This window comes from Collinsella sp. AM43-1 (assembly GCF_003467925.1).
In the GTDB taxonomy this organism is placed as follows: Bacteria; Actinomycetota; Coriobacteriia; order Coriobacteriales; family Coriobacteriaceae; genus Collinsella.
Map to the genome: position 1 here is coordinate 141997 of NZ_QSFR01000002.1, position 16769 is coordinate 158765.

A 16769-nucleotide genomic window follows, 5' to 3' on the forward strand; every position below is an offset into this window, starting at 1 on the left:
ATGGCCAAGAGCAGGTACGCCGATGCCACCAAGGCCGCTCGCAGGGCCGCGATGTCTGCCCGCAAAGTCACGGCTGCGGCTGGCGATGCTGTCACTGCCGCACAGCCGACTTCCAGCGCTGCAGCCGAGCCCACCCGTGATGCCCGTCGCGACGAGCTGACGCACGTGGACGCCAAGGGCGAGGTACGCATGGTCGACGTGTCCGACAAGGCCGAGACCCATCGTATCGCCATCGCCGAGGGCACCATCCTCATGCATCCCGAGACGCAAGCCATGGTGCTGCAGGACCGCGCCAAAAAGGGCGACGTGCTTGCCTGCGCGCGCGTGGCGGGCATCATGGCCATCAAGCGCACGAGCGACATCATCCCCATGTGCCATCCGTTGCTCATTACCAAGAGTAAGTGCGACATTGCGCCCATCGCGCCGGCGGGGACGCCCGTCGAGGACGTGCCCGAGGGCTGGGCGCCGTCGCGCGCGGACGGGCAGGTCGGCTTTCATGTGCTGGTCACAGCCGGCGTGACGGGCAAGACCGGTATTGAGATGGAGGCCCTGACCGGCGCGAGCGCCGCGTGCCTGACCATCTATGACATGTGCAAGGCCGTCGATCGCGGCATGGAGATTGTCGACGTGCGCCTGTTGCACAAGGAAGGTGGCCGCTCGGGCGTGTGGGATCGTTCAGAGCGTCAGGCCGCTGCTGCTGAGGCCGTGGCCGCTGACGGTGCCGCGATCGCGAGCGCACCCGTCGCCGTCGCGCCTGCGGCCCTGACCCCGGCCGTCCCCGCGATCGCGTTTATCGGCTACCAAAACTCGGGCAAGACCACGCTCGTCGAGAAGGTCATTGCCGAGCTCACCCGCCGCGGCCTGCGCGTGGGTTCGCTCAAGCATCACGGGCACCACGGCTTTGATATCGACGTGCCCGCTAAGGACACCTGGCGCCATCACCAGGCCGGATCCAAGCACGTGGGCCTCATCTGCGCCACGCGCTGGGCGGAGTACGCCGACACGCGCGAGGAGGACGAGATGCCCGCGCGCGAGCTGCTGTCGCGTTACAACGATGTCGACGTGGTGATCATCGAGGGCTACAAGACCGAGGGCTTCGACAACATCGTCGTCGCGCGCTCCGGTGTCGACCGTCTACGCGGCAAGAGCTCGCTCGACCTGGTCGACGGTCACACGCTGGCCCTTGCCTGCAACGAGGCCCTGGCACGCCAGGCATTCGACGCCGGCTTAGCGACCCGAGCCATCAATATCAACGACGCCCGAGCCATCTGCGATCTTATCCAAGATCATCTTTAAGGCTCGACGCTGCGCCGGCCCCAAGCACCCCATCTCGTCCCTCAAGCCGTCGCTCGCGTACCAAAGTACGCGTCGCTCCTCTTTCGGGGCGACCTGGGGCACTTGGAACCGGCTCGCTGCGTTGCCATAACATGCCAAAAAGGGACAGGTTTGTTTTGGCAGGTTTTATCTGGGCAAACGTCATTTCCACCACAAAGGGGCCAGGCACCTTTGTGGTGGTTTTTACTTTGGTAGATGTGTGGGACATGCCTTACAATCTACCAAGTAGTTCATACTGAGCGAAAAACGGAGAGAAGGGTCCTGATGCGTCCTTAATGTATCATGCGGATAGATTGATTTGACAGACGGTGGCGAATACCCACCGCCCGTATTCGTATGAAACAAGGAGTCTCCATGCTCGCATCTCTTCTCTCAAAACCTCAACCTTCGCTGTCCATGCAGGCCAAGCGCCTGGTAGCGATGCGCTTTCTCATCTACACCGGGTTTCAGACCAGCTACTTTATCGGCGTCATCGGAACGCTCACCTATGCAGACGATGCCTCAGTCGTCGCGACATCGCTGGCCGTCCTGTTCATGAACGTTTTCGTGATCCTGGGATCCTTTGCGGGCGGCGCTGCGCTCGACGCATGGGGTCCGCGCCGCCATTTCTTGCTGAGCATCGTCGGCACGCTCGCAACTGGCACGGCAATCATCGCCTTTGGTAGCGCGACCGGCGTCGTCCTGCTCGGCGCGGTGTTTCTGGGCTTTACGATGGGATTCGCCCAGCCCATCGCCACATCCTATCCGGCTTACCTCACCGACGATCCTGTCGAGCTCAAAGACATCAACTCCGCCATCGCCATGTTTTCAAACGTGAGTATCATCGTTGGTCCCACGCTGGGCGGCTTTGTCGCGGCGGCTGCGTCGTCGCGTGCGGTGTTCGTGCTTATGATGCTCTTTACCGTGCTGGCGTTCGTCGCCGGTTGGGGCTTTAGGCCGCAGACCAGCCATGTCGCCGGGCATGCGGATGCCGATTCGACAGAGGAAGGGGAGCGTGCGGGACAAAGCTCCAACCCCAGCACGTCCGCCCGCGCCACCTTCGCAGCCAGCATCAAGACAGTCTTCACCAACAGCGTCCTCGCGCTACTTTTCTGCATCATTTTTCTTTCGAACTTTGGCTACGGAGCCTTCGATCCGCTCGAGTCGTTTTTCTATCGCGATGTCCTACGCGTCGGCGTTGAGTGGATGGGCTGGCTCTCGTCGGCCTCGGGCGTGGGCGCGGTGCTGGGTGCCGTGCTCGCGCTCCGCTTGCCGCCGCACCTGGTCAACCTTAAAACGCTGCTCGTGGCGCTCATGTCCGTGGGCCTGGGAAGTCTGCTCTATGTGGGGACGCCGTACGTGGGCGTGGCCCTCGTCGGCCAGATCGCCCTGGGCATTGCTTGGGGTGTCGTCAACCCGCTCCACAACACCATTGTGCAAACGACGGCTCCGCTCGAGCAGCTTGGTCGCGTCAATTCGGTCATGGGCTTTGGCAATATGTTCGCTGGCGTGGCCCCTCTGGCAATTGCCCCGTGGCTGGCGGCAACATTTGGCGTACAACGGACACTCGTGGGGGCAGGCATGGTCGTGACGGCGGTCCCCGCGGCGTTGCTGCTGTTTGGTCGCAGGCATTTAGAACGTGCCGTAAAGCGGTAAGAAACCATCACAACATTCGATGAAAATTGCGATTTTGCCGAAAAACGTCGAATGTTGTGATGGTTTGCGCCCCGGGCCAGGCCACCCCCGGATCCTGCCACCACAAAGGAGCCAGGCACCTTTGTGGTGGTTTTTGCTTTGACGGGCCGCGCTTGCGCCTAGGTATACCATGTACGCCGTTCACGAATACACCCCACACCGCCGCACAACCCAGAAAGGCCCCCATGGACACCACCTTCAGCCACATCAAAGCCGTGTTCTGCGATATCGACGGTACGCTGCTCACGAGCCAGCACACGGTGTCCCCGCACACCGTGGCGGCGATCCGCGCCCTGCGCGAGCGTGGCGTGCTCTTTGGCCTGTGCACCGGGCGCGACGCCCACGCGACCGAGGCCATGTACGAGCTCTGGGGCATCGAAGGCCTGGTGGACGTGCTCGTGGGCTGCGGTGGCGCCGAGGTCATCGACCGCGCGCACGACATCAACGAGCTGAGCTATCCGCTGCCGGGCGAGACTATCGCGCGCATCTGCAAGCACATGGCGGACCTTCCGGCAACGCCCGTCTGCCCCCGAGACGGCGTGTTCTACGTGCCCGAGAGCAACGCGTGCGTCGAGCACCTGTCACGCGTCGACGGCGTGCCCTACCAGGTGGTCGATTTCGCCGAGTTTTTGCGCGAGCCGCAGCCCAAGGTGATGTTTACCATGGCGCCCGAGGTAATGCCGCGGGTGATTGAGCGGGCGTCGACGTTTGCCGATAACACCGTTAAGGCGGCGGCTCTGCAAACCACGCAGCGGCTCTACGAGTTCATGGATCCGCGCGTGTCCAAGACGCGCGGCCTTGTGCGCGTGGCGGAGCTCAACGACATGGAGCTCCAGAACATCTGCGTGTTTGGCGATGCCGATAACGACACCTGCATGGTGGCTGACGCCGGCGTGGGCGTGGCCATGGCAAATGGCAGCGACGCCACTCGTGCCGCCGCCGATTTTGTAACCGCCAGCAACGACAAAGACGGCATTGCGATCTTTATCGAGGAACATCTTCTGTAGCGCCTGGGGAGAGCCACCACAAAGGCAATAGGCACCTTTGTGGCGGCCTCAGGCGATTTGGGCGAAATGATGCCTAAAATCTGCGCGAAAATTCAAATATAGTTGTCTGAACATCATGCTTCTAACCACCGATGGGTTAAAGATATTCTCATCAATTTGGTAGGATATTCATCCCGGTTAATGACCTACCACTCACGGTCGATTTTCGACCGTTCACAGGATGCTCGCTCTTGAGCAAAATGTTGTGCAAATAAATCTAATGCCATTAAAAAATAATACGCAACTAAATTACCAGCAGAAATAAAAAAAGATAGCGAATAAACGAAGGCAAATCCGAGCAAATGTCAAGAGAATTGAGAACTTGCTACAAAAATGTCGGTTTTGTTGCTCAGATGTTTAAACAATCGTTATAATTGCATTACTAAACGAGCGCAATTACAGATTGCGCAGATACGTTTGATGGTGAAAGAGCAAGATCGCGGTCTCTTGGGGAGGAGACATCGATGAAAGCGAATTCGGACAAATCTAAGCAGAGTAATAAAGCGACGCGCCGTGTACTGGCAGGCGTTTTGTGCGGAGCCTCCGTTTTGAGCCTGGTACTGTCGCTCGTCATGCCCCCGATCTCGCAGGCCATTGCCAACGATGCCCAGACGGTTTCTACCGAGGAAACTGTAATGGGGGGGGGTTCCTCAAGTGAGTCCGCTGCTGTAGATAACACCAGCGAGGATGCCGAAAACCAGAATAGCGACGAGACCAATGGCGGCGAGGCTGGCTCTTCAAATAGTGCTGAGCAGGCTCAGAGTGCGAATGCGGCTTCAGCGAGAGCGACGGCCACCGTGGAGAAGGGAATTTATGTTCCCACGTCTATCGGTATCGGTACGAATATCGATGTCTCCACCCCCGATCCCGGCGTGGCCACCTACGTCGGCCGCGACATGTACATCGGTGGTAAGCCGAGCGACACTAGTAATCTTGATGCGGAGAACGCCCCCACCGGCTCATATGCCGCTGAGGCGGAGGGCCTTACCTTGGTCCGTGGCAAGCTTGCCATGAATCCAGTCAAAGAGAGCTGGCCCTATCAATCAATTGGTGCTGGTTTCCGCTTTGGCACCGTTGGTTTTGGTTCCCAGTTCCGTCCTGTCGCCGGCAGCACCGTGCTTGCGGTGGCCGGAATTAAAAGTGCGATCACCAAGATGAGCGTTGGTTATAGCGGCGACTCGCCGGAGACGACTACCGTTGGCGCTTGGAAGAAAGGCGCTTGGGTCGGACGGCAGAAATCTTCTGAGGGCGCGACTCCTTCCGGCTTTGCCTACACTGCGCAGATCGCAGGCCCCATCACATACTGGCGCGATAACAATGAACGCCAATCCGTGGTGACAACGCAGGGTAATTGGTACGAGGGCATGAACTCTCAGGAAAGCAACCTGTTCAATCAAACTGTTGATTTGACTAATGTCAACAATAACGATTATTCGAGCTACAACGGTGAAGATGGGTACCTCTCGAAGCTATCGAAACAGCTCAACTCGTTTGCAAATACCGGCACGCTCGAGGTTGGTTTCGCGAGCAATCACAACAACTACGTAATCAACAAGTACGACAAGACGGATTGTAATTATGGCCTGGTGTTTGATGAGTCGTATAAGACCATATATTCGGACTGCGCCGATACGTCGCTCAATGGTAAGAAATTCAAGAATAGCGAGCGTCTTATCACGTTTAAGGGCGACAACACCTCTATGCAGCAGGTGTTCACCATCGATGCTTCTCAGCTGAGCAATACATACAACAACGAGTATTATCGTGGCGTTGATTTCGCATTCGAGGGCATTCCCAAGGGCGCCTCGGTTGTTGTGAACGTTACCGGATCTTCGAATATTGAGTTTCACAATGGCTGGCGCTTTTGGTGGAACGGTACCGAGATTTCGCGTGGTTACGAAACTCAATATTCCGGCAAGGAGCTGGGCGAGGCATACGCGACGGCTTCCCAGTCCATCATGTGGAACTTTGTCGATACGCAAAGCCTTACCATTCGAGGCGGCATCGCGGGAGAAAACCGCGCGGACTGGGGATACGGCGGCACAGCCACCGGTGCCAAGTGGACTGACGACGATCCTGCGGCGGCTATGATCGGATCGATTCTCGTTCCCAACGGAAGTTTCGACGACCATGTGACTACCAACGGCCGCGTTTATGTGGGCGTCGATTTCTCAATGAACAGCCCGAAGGTTGCCGCAGCATTTGGTGAGGGTAACTCGGCTTCCGTCATCGATATGGATCAGGAGCGTCACAACTTCCCGTGGTCTGGGTCGTATACGCCCGACGGCTCCGCCGTTGCGTGGAGCAAGGTCGATGCGGCGAACGGCAACACGTCGCTTCCTGGTTCCTCGTGGGCTATCTATGGTTCTGTCGAGAATGCTGTCGCGGGCAAGGACGCTATCGTGACGGTGACTGACGGTGGCGCAAATGATTACGCTTCGGGTGATGGCAAGCTTCAGTTCAACTATCTGAACCAGAAGGCAAACATCGGCAATTCCAACGATACCAACTACTTCACGTATTACATCAAAGAGGAGACGGCGCCGGCTGGCTACCAGAAGTCAGACACCATCTACTATGCCACTATGAACAATACTGGCGAGAAGCCGAACTACGTTCAGGGTTACGTGGATGAGAACGGCAAAAATGTTCCGTTCGAGAATAACCCCACGGGTGCCATTCCCAACGCCAGGATCACCGGTACGGTGTCTTGGACCAAGGTGGCGGAGGACGACACAAAACACACTCCTTTGCCTGGTTCTGAGTGGAAGCTCACCAAGAAAAAGGACGCCGATGGTACGGCCGACCAGTCCTGGACCGTGATCGACCGGGAGAGCGACCAGTCGACTTCGAGCGATACCACGTGGGCAGACATCGACACCGCGCCTGGCAAGTTCACGCTCGAGGGTCTGCTGCCGGGTACGTACACGCTTGTTGAGACCCAGGCTCCGTTTGGCTACAACTTGAACACCACGGTTTATGAGTTCACGGTGTCCAACGAGGACGGTTCCGTCACGTGGACCGAGGGAAAGAGCCCGACGATTGACGGGAACAACGTCTACATTTCCGACGCCCTTACCACTACGTCCGTGAAGATCCCGGTGACCAAATCTGTTCGCAATACGGACTGGCCGAAGGGCGATAAAGACAAATATGTGCCGTTCGAGTTCAGCATCGAGGCTACGGGGGCAAATAAGGATAGCGCACCTAAGCTTGATCCGACGACTATTTCCGTCGCTCCCGCAGCGGGCTCCACCAAGGTCAACGACATCGTGGCATCCTTTGGCGGTATCTCGTTCTCCAAAAAGTACCTCGCCAAGATCGACGATTCGAACCCGACTGGCGCCAAGACCTACACCTACACGGTGAAGGAGGTCGCGCCTACCACCGGTGCCATCGACAAGCTTCGCTACTCCAAGGCCGAGTACCAGGTGGCCGTCACGGTGAAGGCCGTCATGGATGAGACCACTGGCAAGTACTCCGGCCTCACCACCTCCACCACGGTCACGCAGGTGAAGGACGACATGGGCAACACCGTGAGTAACACCATCGGCAAGGACGCCGCGCCCAACGCCATTCCCGCCTCCACCTTCACCAACACCTACTCCACCACTCTGCCCCTTTCTGGTATGTCGGGCGTCACTCTGACGTACCTTGCCGGCGCGGCGGTGCTTTGCGCTGCTGCGGCCTGGATGCACATTCGTCGCAAGGCGAATGCGAAGGGAGGTAAGCGTCGTGAATAAGAAAGTTTGCTCCTTCCCGATCTTGTTTGCGCTGCTTGCCCTCCTGATCGGCACCTGCGCGGTTGTGTTCCCCGCTTCCGCGCAGGCCGCGCCGACCTCGACCGGTTCCATCACGGTGAGCGGCACCGTGGCGAGCAGCTACGACGCCTACCAGATCTTTAGCGCCAACGTCGTCGACGGCGACAGCGACGCTAAGATCGCCACCGACCTCGCCTGGGCAAGCGACGCCGTGCGCGACGCCGCGCTGCCTGTGCTGCACAGCGCCGGCATGCCCAATTCCCAGACCACCGCGCAGGAAGCTGCCGAGTGGCTCAACAATGATTCTCACCTTACGAGCGCGCTGAGCGCACAGCTCGCTCGTTCCCTCCAGAGCTCTGGCGCCGTGTCTGTGGCCCTTAACGCGGGCACGACGGCTGAGCTGCCCTGTGGCTACTGGCTCATCGTCGCCGACGACGATGCCATCGCCCAGGGCGAGGCCGGCACCGCGCCGATCATGACCCTGGTGGGCGGCAGCGCCGTCACCGTCAAGCCCAAGGCGGCGACCCCCAAGGTGTCCAAGCACGTGCTGGAGGACAGCGCCGCCGCCTGGCAGAAGGCCGCCGACGCCACGGTCGCCGACGACCTGTACTGGCGCCTCTCGGCCACGGTCCCGGCGGGTCTTACCGCCTACGACACCTACGTGGTGCAGTTCGTCGACACCATGAGCGCGGGGCTCGACTCCTCCAAAGTCGCTGCGAGCATGCATGTGTACGTGGCGGCGGGCGCGGACGGCGGCTTTGACGCGGTCCAGACCGGCAAGGACGGGCGCGCCGGCACCGACCCCGCGAAGGGCTGGACCGACATCACGGCCCGGTGCGCCACCAAGGTAGCGGCCGACGGCAAGACCTTCACCGTGCGCACCGGCGACCTGGTCGCCGCGCTCGGCGGGGCCGACGCCTTTACCGCGGGTGCCCGCGTGGTCGCCGTGTACAATGCGCCGCTCAGCAGCGCTTGCAACCACGGCATCGCGAAGGGCAACCCCAACGAGGTCTACCTGCGCTACCCGCGCTCTCCCTTTGCCGACCAGTCCGGCGACGCCGGCTTCACCCGCACGCCGAGCGACGATGCGTGTGCCTACACCTGGGATCTCGCGCTCACCAAGCGCGGCAGCGACGGTGACAAGCCGCTTGCCGGGGCGGTCCTGAGCATCGCCGACGACCGCGGTCGCACACTGGCGGCCGACGGCACGTGGGATGCGCAAGGCAAGGCCACCGTCACCACGGGCGAGGACGGCCGCGTGACCGTCTCGGGCGTGGGCTCGGGCAAACTGGAGGTCCGCGAGCTCAAGGCACCCAAGGGCTACACCGCCTTTGAGGGCACGCGCTCCGTGACGGTCAAGGCCGAGGGCCTGGACGTCGACCAGGTGGCGGCCGCCAAGCCTAAGGTGACCGTATCGGCCGAAAGCCCTCTGCGAGTTGATGCCGCCGATGCCGGGAAGGGTTTAGTCGAGTTGTCGGTGCTTAACACCCCAAGTAACGAAGTGAGTCGAGGCTTTATGCCCTCGACGGGAGATAGAACGTTGGTGTTGGTAACGGCTTTGGCCGTCATCGGAGTAGTGGCTATTGTCGTCGCGCTCGTCATCAAGCGGGGAGGAGGTCGCCATGATAAATAATTGTCCCCCCCCCCTGCTCAATGGCGTACTGCCTCCGTAGCGATTAGAGCGCAGGGAAATGAGCCTGCTGACTTTTGGTGATGACGAGAATTAAAGCAACCTCCAAGAAAGAGGTCCCAACATGAAAACAACCAAGAACATCGCACGCCTGGCAGTAACCGCCGGCCTCACCGCAGCCCTGAGCTTCGGCGGCGTTATGGCGACAGTCACGATGGCGTTTGCTGCGGAGGGTGCTGCCCCCAGCTATTCGCTCACGATTAACAAGTCCGTGGACAATGACTCCACTTCGTTCAAGGCGTATCAGATTTTTAAGGCTGACGTTATTGACGGAAAGTCCGGTAAGGTTGCGTCCAACATTGAGTGGCCGAGTGATGACGCAGAGACTGCGGTCCTGAAGGTGCTTGTTGATAATAATGTCCCAGGGATTACCTTAGACTCGACCGCTTCTGACGTTGCCGACTACCTTTCCAAGATCACTGATACCACTGATACCACGAGTCTGCCGCAGAGCAGCATCCTTAACAAGATTGCCTTGGCTGTAGAGAAGAGTGTTACCGCTACGGGCGATTCCTTTGCCGCCGGTCGCGCTTTCACCACTACGAGCGCTGGCTACTACCTGTTCATGACCGATACCGACTCGCTCAGTGCGAATGAGAAGCAGACCGGTACCTCGCCGATCTTTGCAGTCGTGGGCGGCAACGCAGTGGTCGTTACCGAGAAGACGAGCATCCCGACCGTGACGAAGCAGGTCAAGGACGATGGTGCGGACAACGACTGGAAGTACAAGGCGGACTCCCAGATGGGTCAGACCGTTCAGTACAAGCTGACCGGCACGGTTGCAAGCAATGTCGACACGTTCAACACCTACTATTATGAGTTCCACGATGAGCTGTCTGCCGGTTTGACTGTTGATAAGTCCACTGTCAAGGCCGTGATTGGTGAGACTCAGATCACGCCTACTTCTGTGACCATGTCTGATCCCGATTCAAATGGCAGAACGGTCTTGAGCGTAAAGTTTGACGATCTTAAGGCTGCCGCCACGGCGGCCGGCGTCACTGTCGGCGAGCATACAAGGGTCGTTGTCACGTACAGCGCCAAGCTCGACCCGAATAAGTCCCAGCATGTCGTTGTCGGTGGCACGGGCAACTCCAACACCGTCAAGCTCATCTACTCCAACAACCCTGGCCACGATTCCCGGGGTGAGTCTGTGCCCGACACCGTGCGCGACTACACCTATGCGCTCAAGCTCGTCAAGAAGGACGCGACGGATGAGAATAAGATACTTAAGGGCGTAAAGTTCACCATCCGTGCCACTGATCCCGACGATATTGCATCCAAGGACATGTATGTCCAGGAGAATGGCTCCCTCGGTACTGAGGCTTCTGAGTTCACGACCACCGACTCCGGCGAGATTAACGTCAAGGGCCTCGATGCCGGCACCTACACCGTCAAGGAGACCCATACGCTCGCCGGCTATAACACCATCCCCGAGTTCACCTTCACCATCAAAGCCATTGGATTCAACCAAGCAGAGGGAGAGGGAGAAAACAAGATTACGGTCAAGACGAGCACCAGGGGTTCCAATTTGGTCGAGGTTGACACGACTAACACGGACAACGGTACTGCTGCCTTGATCGTCAAAAACAAGCAGGGTTCCGGCCTCCCGCTCACCGGCCTTAACGGCGTGACGTTCACTTGGATCGCTGGTGGCGCGGTGCTGTGCATCGGCGTGGCTCATCTCATCCGCAGCCGTAAGCAGGCTGAGGAGTCCGAGCAGGAGTAACGCTCGCTCACCCATCCCTTTGGCAGGTGGGATGTGATGGCCATGAGACTTGCGGACACTTTTCTCGTCCATCCACGTTCTTGCTTTGTCATTTTCTTTTCGGGGCAGACTCCGCACTGGATTCTGCCCCGTTTTTTGGGATAACGCAGCCAGCCTCCACCGTCCGATGCGGGTACGTTCGTCATCGCGTTTCTTGACTCGTATGAGGTTCGGTTTAAGGTCCGTAGGCGCACGCGCGGTGCGGACGGTGGACGGCATTTGCGCCGCAAGCGCAAATAAGAATGCCCGGAGGTCGGATCCCGGGCATTTAACAAAACCAGAAAACTAGGCCGCCCGCGCTCCCAAACATTTACGCGGGATGCGTCGTTTTCTATTGACATTGTATCCCGAATCGCCCAGCCGATCTGGGACATTTTGAAAACTCAAATGCTGGCTTATCCTCGACTGGACGGTGCAGTCTAGCTGCGTTGTTCGGCGCGGAAGCTCGCTAATCGGCTATTATTTGTTTAGACAACTTGAGTTGTAGAGGAGTGACCGGCGATGGTGCAGGGCGCCAAACATATGAAGGGCAATAACGCCGCGGACAACGGCGGCTCAAGCCCTCAGCCCAAACCTCAACCAAAGCCCAAGCGCCGTCGCAAGCGGCTGCCGCGCTGGGCCGATCGGCTCATCACCATCGTCATCATTCTTATTGGCGTGGGCCTTATGACCTGGCCGTGGATCTTGGACCGGCTCGAGGCCTCGGGCGTGTTCAACCAGATCAGCACCGTGTCCAGCACCGTGGACGCGCTGTCTGCCGAGGAGCGCGAGCGCATCCTGCTCCAGGCGCGCTCCTATAACGAGCAACTTGCCGGCGAGGCCACCGAGCTTCCCGCCGACCAGATCGAGCCCTACGCCCAGCAGCTCATCTTTGACCGCGACCCCATGATGAGCTGGGTCGAGATCCCCTCCATCGACGTGAGCATGCCCATCTACCATGGCACGAGCGAGGAGGTCCTCATGGCGGGTGTCGGCCACTTGGAGGGCACGAGCCTGCCGGTGGGCGGCACCTCGACGCATTGCGTGCTCACCGCGCACTCGGGTATGCGCAACCTGAGCATGTTCGACGACATCCACTCGCTGGAGCCCGGCGACCTGGTGCTGCTGCACACCATGAACAAGACGCTTGCCTACAAGATGGTGGACTCCGAGGTGGTGCTGCCCGAGGAGATGGAGTCGCTGACTATCGAGCCCGGCGCCGACAAGGTGACGCTCGTCACCTGCACGCCCTACGGCGTGAACGACCATCGCCTGCTGGTGCATTGCGTGCGCACCAAGTACAACAAGAAGGACGTCGACAAGCAAAAGTCGCTGGCCGGCCGTCACTGGGGCAAGCGCGAGTTTGCCGTGCTCATCGTGGTCGTAGCCATTGTGCTGTTGCTGCTGGATATCGTGATCCACGCGGTCCGCAAGCGCCGCAAGGCCAAGGCCTCGGCATAAGACATTCTCCAGAACCACCACAATGGGGACAGGCACCTTTGTGGTGGTCGGGGCTTCCAAACCATCACAACATTCGATGAAAATCTCGATTTTGGCGAAAAGCGTCGAATGTTGTGATGGTTTTCGTTGCGGTCGGGATGGCTTTCGCTATGGACGGTACGGTTTTCGCTATGGACGGTGCGGTTTCGCTGCAGAACCGTCAGCCCGCTGCCTGTCAACCGCCGCCCTCGTTACGTTTTCGCTGCATTTGGGTAAAGCGCCTGCTCCAAGCCGGCGCTGCCCTGTATACTAGAGCGGTTTATCTGTTATGCGGAAGGGAGCACCTATGGCACTCAGCGAGAAAGACGTGCGCGGCATCGCCGAGTACGCAAAGATCGCACTGACCGATGACGAGCTCACCCAGATGACGTCCTACCTGAACGATGCCGTCCAGATGCTCGAGCCCGTCTTGCAATATGACTTGCCCGACGTGGAGCCCACGTTCCATCCCATCGGAAGCCTGTCCAACGTGATGGGCGACGACCTGCGCGAGCCCAAGCGCGACCTGCCGCTCGACGTCGCGCTCGAAAACGCCGGCAGCGCGCGCGAGCGTTACTTCCGCGTGCCGTCCATTTTGGGAGAGGGGGAGAGCGAGTAATGGCGCAGAGTTTCGATTCCCTTACCGCCGCCCAGATCGCTGCGGGCGTTGCCGCCGGCGACTTTACCGCTACCGAGGTTGCCCAGGCATCCCTTGCCGCCATCGAGACACGCGAGGGCGGGGTCCAGGCATTTTTGCAGATAGCGCCCGAGCTCGCACTTGAGGCCGCCGCCAAAATCGACGCCCGCCGCGCCGCCGGCGAGGTCCTGCCCCCGCTCGCGGGCGTGCCGCTGGCCATCAAGGACAACATGAACCTTGTGGGCACGCGCACCACCTGCGCTTCCCGCATGCTCGAGGACTACCAGAGCGTCTACACCGCCACCTGCGTCCAGCGCATGCTCGACGCCGGCTGCCTGCCCATGGGCAAGGTCAACATGGACGAGTTTGCCTTTGGCAGCTCCACCGAGTCCTCCGCGTTCCACCGCACCAACAACCCCTGGGATACCGAGCGCGTGCCCGGCGGCTCTTCGGGCGGCTCCGCTGCCGCCGTTGCTGCCGGCGAGGTAGCGCTCTCGCTGGGCTCGGATACCGGCGGCTCCATTCGCCAGCCGGCGAGCCTGTGCGGCGTGGTGGGCTTTAAGCCCACGTATGGCGCCGTGAGCCGTTACGGCGTGGTTGCCTTTGGCTCGTCGCTCGACCAGGTGGGCCCCTTTGGCCGCACGGTCGAGGATGTCGCGCTGGCCATGAACGCGCTTACCGGCGCGGGCCACGATCCGTACGACTGCACCAGCCAGGATTGTGCCGTCGACTTTACCGAGCATCTCAATGACAGCATCGAGGGCAAGCGCGTGGGCATCATCCCCGCGTTTATGGAGGCCGAGGGCCTGACGCCCGAGGTCAAGGCCGCTGTTCAGCGCGCCGCCCAGGAGTTGCAGAACCAGGGCGCCGAGCTGGTCGAGGTCGACCTGCCGCACCTGGACGCCGCCATCGCCGCCTACTACGTCATCGGCCCGGCCGAGGCGTTCTCCAACCTGGCCCGTTTCGACGGCATTCGCTACGGCTACCAGGAGGAGGGCTGCGCCAACCTGTCCGACCAGAGCTCGCTGTCGCGCGCCCACGGCTTTGGCGCCGAGGCCAAGCGCCGTCAGATGCTCGGCGCCTACCTGCTGAGCTCGGGTGTGTACGACAAGTACTACTACGCTGCGCAAAAGGCCCGCACGCTCATCACGCAGGACTACGACGCCGCGTATGCCAAGGTGGACACCATCCTCATGCCCGCCTCGCCGCGCACGGCCTTTAAGTTTGGCGAGCTCAGCGACCCCACGCAGATGTACCTCTCCGACCTGTACACCATCTCGCTCAACATCTGCGGCAACGGCGGTATCTCGGTGCCGCTGGGCCTGGGCGAGGACACTCAGCTGCCCGTTTCTGCCCAGCTTGTGGGGCCTGCCTTTAAGGACCGTCAGCTGCTCACGTTTGCCCGCGCCCTGGAGCGCGGCTTTGCCGATGCCGCCACGGGTGCGCCCGCGCTTTCCGTCGCGCCCGATTTTGCCGGGAAGGGAGGCGAGCTGTAATGAAGGAGCTTTCCGAGGTCCTGCAGGATTGGGAGGCCGTGATTGGCCTGGAGATCCACACCGAGCTCACCGCACTCGATACCAAGATGTTCTGCAACTGCAAGCTCAGCCACGATGACGAGCCCAACGCCAACGTGTGCCCGGTGTGCCTGGGCCTGCCCGGCGCCCTGCCGGTGCCCAACAAGCGCGCCATCGAGAGCATCGTCAAGGCCGGTCTCGCCACCAACTGCGAGATCCAGCGCCACTCGATGTTCTACCGCAAGCACTACTTCTATCCCGATATGGCCAAGAACTTCCAGACCACGCAGGGTCCGGTTGCCTTTGCCATGTACGGCCACCTTGACCTGGACGTGACCGGTCGCGGTGCCGCCGAGCGCCCCGACTGCGCGTTTGGTGAGGCCGAGGCTCAGAGTCTGGCGAGCGCCTCGGCCAACGCCGAGGGCCTGTCTACGTCCATGACGTCGACCATGCGCGAGGGCAACCAACGCGCCGGCCACCTGGCCAGCTATGACGCGTCCAACCTGCAGATGCCCGAGCGTCGCGAGGACGGTTCCTACACGGTGCCCATCCGCATCCTGCGCATCCACATGGAGGAGGACGCCGCCAAGATGGTCCACGTGGGCGGCGCCGAGGGCCGCATTACCGCCGCGGCCGAGTCACTCGTCGACTACAACCGCTGCGGCACGCCTTTGATTGAGCTCGTGACTGAGCCCGATCTGCGCACGCCCGAGGAGGCTCGCCTGTTTATGGAGAAGCTCCGTCGCATCTTTGTGACGCTGGGCATTTCGGACTGCTCCATGGAGAAGGGCTCCATGCGCTGCGACGGCAACGTGTCGCTGCGCCGCCGCGGCGAGACCAAGCTGGGCACCAAGACCGAGCTCAAGAACCTCAACTCGTTTAAGAGCCTGCATGACGGCCTTGCCTACGAGATCTGCCGCCAGGCAGAGGTGCTCGAGGAGGGCGGCATCATCTATCAGGAGACCCGCCACTGGGAGCCCAGCCGCAAGCGCACCGTGGTCATGCGTGTGAAGGAGACGGCCGACGACTATCGCCTGTTCCCCGATCCCGACCTGGCGCCGTTCGATCTGGACGACGAGTTCATTGACCGCTGTCGTGGTGAGATCCCCGAGCTGCCCGATGCCAAGCGCGCCCGTTTTGAGGCCGACTTTGGCATTAAGACGGCCGACGCCGAGCAGATTGCCGGCGATCCCGAGTTTGCCGAGTTCTTTGAGGCCGCCGCTGCTGGCATGGCTGGCAAGGAGGCCCAGACGGTCGCAAACCTGCTGGTGAACGAGATGATCGCCTACCTTAAGGGCGCGGGCGTGTCGCTCGCCGAGTCCGGCATCGCGCCGGCCCAGGTGGCAGCGCTGGCCAAGCTGCTGGCGACCGATGCCATCAGCTCCAACCAGGCGCACGAGGTCTTTGAGGCCATGGCCCAGACCGGTGACGATCCCAACAAGATCGTCGACGAGCGTGGTATGCGTCAGGTGAGCGATGCCGGCGCACTGCAGCCGATTGTGGACGAGGTGTTGGCAAACTGTGCCGATCAGGCGCAGCAGTATCGTGACGACAACCAGAAGGTCATCGGCTTTTTGGTGGGCCAGTGCATGAAGGCGAGCCGCGGCAAGGGCAACCCGAAGCTCTTCAACGAGTTGCTGAGAACGTCGCTCTCGTAGCTGCGAGGCCGTGGAAGCCCCGAGTCGCCGGGGTGTTTCCTCCAAATTTCAAACAGTCCTATGCAAGACGAAGGCCACATTTAGTGGCCTTCTTTGCATGCGGAACTCATTTGGAGCAAACACCCCGGCGACTCGGGGCTTCCCCGGCCAGACGACTCGGCCGTTCGGGTCAGGTGGGGCTGAATGGAATAGAGTGAATGGGGGCGCCGGTGGCGGGCCCATTGTTTTTTA

General features: G+C 60.5%; 10 protein-coding genes. All 10 read left to right on the top strand.

Translation table 11 applies throughout. The features are described from left to right. The 10 genes from mobB to gatB all read left to right on the top strand — a co-directional run bounded on the left by mobB (window position 1) and on the right by gatB (window position 16538). The gene (mobB, locus tag DW925_RS10335; protein WP_117790224.1) at window positions 1-1296 is read left to right on the top strand and encodes a molybdopterin-guanine dinucleotide biosynthesis protein B; all 1296 of its coding nucleotides are present in this window, start codon (window positions 1-3) and stop codon (window positions 1294-1296) included. Window positions 1297-1689: 393 nt separating this feature from the next. Continuing rightward, entirely contained in the window at window positions 1690-2970 is a 1281-nt protein-coding gene (locus DW925_RS01615) for an MFS transporter (RefSeq protein ID WP_158565721.1), read from the top strand. 224 nt (window positions 2971-3194) lie between these two features. Further along, the gene (locus DW925_RS01620; protein ID WP_117790226.1) at window positions 3195-4016 is read left to right on the top strand and encodes an HAD family hydrolase; all 822 of its coding nucleotides are present in this window, start codon (window positions 3195-3197) and stop codon (window positions 4014-4016) included. Window positions 4017-4519: 503 nt separating this feature from the next. Further along, the gene (locus DW925_RS01625) at window positions 4520-7798 is read left to right on the top strand and encodes a SpaA isopeptide-forming pilin-related protein (protein ID WP_117790227.1); all 3279 of its coding nucleotides are present in this window, start codon (window positions 4520-4522) and stop codon (window positions 7796-7798) included. Beyond that, a complete protein-coding gene (locus DW925_RS01630) occupies window positions 7791-9449 on the top strand; it encodes a SpaA isopeptide-forming pilin-related protein (protein WP_158565722.1) in 1659 nt (552 codons plus the stop codon). The genes DW925_RS01625 and DW925_RS01630 overlap by 8 nt, the downstream gene beginning before the upstream one ends. Window positions 9450-9570: 121 nt before the next feature. Next, window positions 9571-11232 carry an isopeptide-forming domain-containing fimbrial protein gene (locus DW925_RS01635; RefSeq protein WP_117583348.1) on the top strand — a complete coding sequence of 554 codons (1662 nt, stop codon included), beginning with the start codon at window positions 9571-9573 and terminating at the stop codon, window positions 11230-11232. Between the two features lie 561 nt (window positions 11233-11793). Next, the gene (locus tag DW925_RS01640; protein WP_158556484.1) at window positions 11794-12711 is read left to right on the top strand and encodes a class C sortase; all 918 of its coding nucleotides are present in this window, start codon (window positions 11794-11796) and stop codon (window positions 12709-12711) included. Window positions 12712-13036: 325 nt separating this feature from the next. After that, entirely contained in the window at window positions 13037-13348 is a 312-nt protein-coding gene (gene gatC / locus DW925_RS01645) for an Asp-tRNA(Asn)/Glu-tRNA(Gln) amidotransferase subunit GatC (RefSeq protein ID WP_117790229.1), read from the top strand. After that, window positions 13348-14862, top strand: coding sequence for an Asp-tRNA(Asn)/Glu-tRNA(Gln) amidotransferase subunit GatA (gene gatA, locus DW925_RS01650; protein ID WP_117790230.1), 1515 nt, complete (start codon window positions 13348-13350; stop codon window positions 14860-14862). Before gatC ends, gatA begins: the two co-directional genes overlap by 1 nt. Further along, window positions 14862-16538 (top strand): Asp-tRNA(Asn)/Glu-tRNA(Gln) amidotransferase subunit GatB, encoded by a 1677-nt coding sequence (gene gatB, locus DW925_RS01655; RefSeq protein ID WP_117790231.1) that lies wholly within the window; start codon window positions 14862-14864, stop codon window positions 16536-16538. Before gatA ends, gatB begins: the two co-directional genes overlap by 1 nt. The last annotated feature ends 231 nt before the right edge of the window (window positions 16539-16769 follow it).

What these genes read in the sequence shown, in the direction of transcription:
- mobB (WP_117790224.1), top strand. Translation starts at nt 1, where the DNA reads ATGGCCAAGAGCAGGTACGCCGATGCCACCAAGGCCGCTCGCAGGGCC.
- DW925_RS01625 (WP_117790227.1), top strand. Translation starts at nt 4,520, where the DNA reads ATGAAAGCGAATTCGGACAAATCTAAGCAGAGTAATAAAGCGACGCGC.
- gatB (WP_117790231.1), top strand. Translation starts at nt 14,862, where the DNA reads ATGAAGGAGCTTTCCGAGGTCCTGCAGGATTGGGAGGCCGTGATTGGC.
- DW925_RS01640 (WP_158556484.1), top strand. Translation starts at nt 11,794, where the DNA reads ATGAAGGGCAATAACGCCGCGGACAACGGCGGCTCAAGCCCTCAGCCC.
- gatC (WP_117790229.1), top strand. Translation starts at nt 13,037, where the DNA reads ATGGCACTCAGCGAGAAAGACGTGCGCGGCATCGCCGAGTACGCAAAG.
- DW925_RS01635 (WP_117583348.1), top strand. Translation starts at nt 9,571, where the DNA reads ATGAAAACAACCAAGAACATCGCACGCCTGGCAGTAACCGCCGGCCTC.
- DW925_RS01620 (WP_117790226.1), top strand. Translation starts at nt 3,195, where the DNA reads ATGGACACCACCTTCAGCCACATCAAAGCCGTGTTCTGCGATATCGAC.
- DW925_RS01615 (WP_158565721.1), top strand. Translation starts at nt 1,690, where the DNA reads ATGCTCGCATCTCTTCTCTCAAAACCTCAACCTTCGCTGTCCATGCAG.
- gatA (WP_117790230.1), top strand. Translation starts at nt 13,348, where the DNA reads ATGGCGCAGAGTTTCGATTCCCTTACCGCCGCCCAGATCGCTGCGGGC.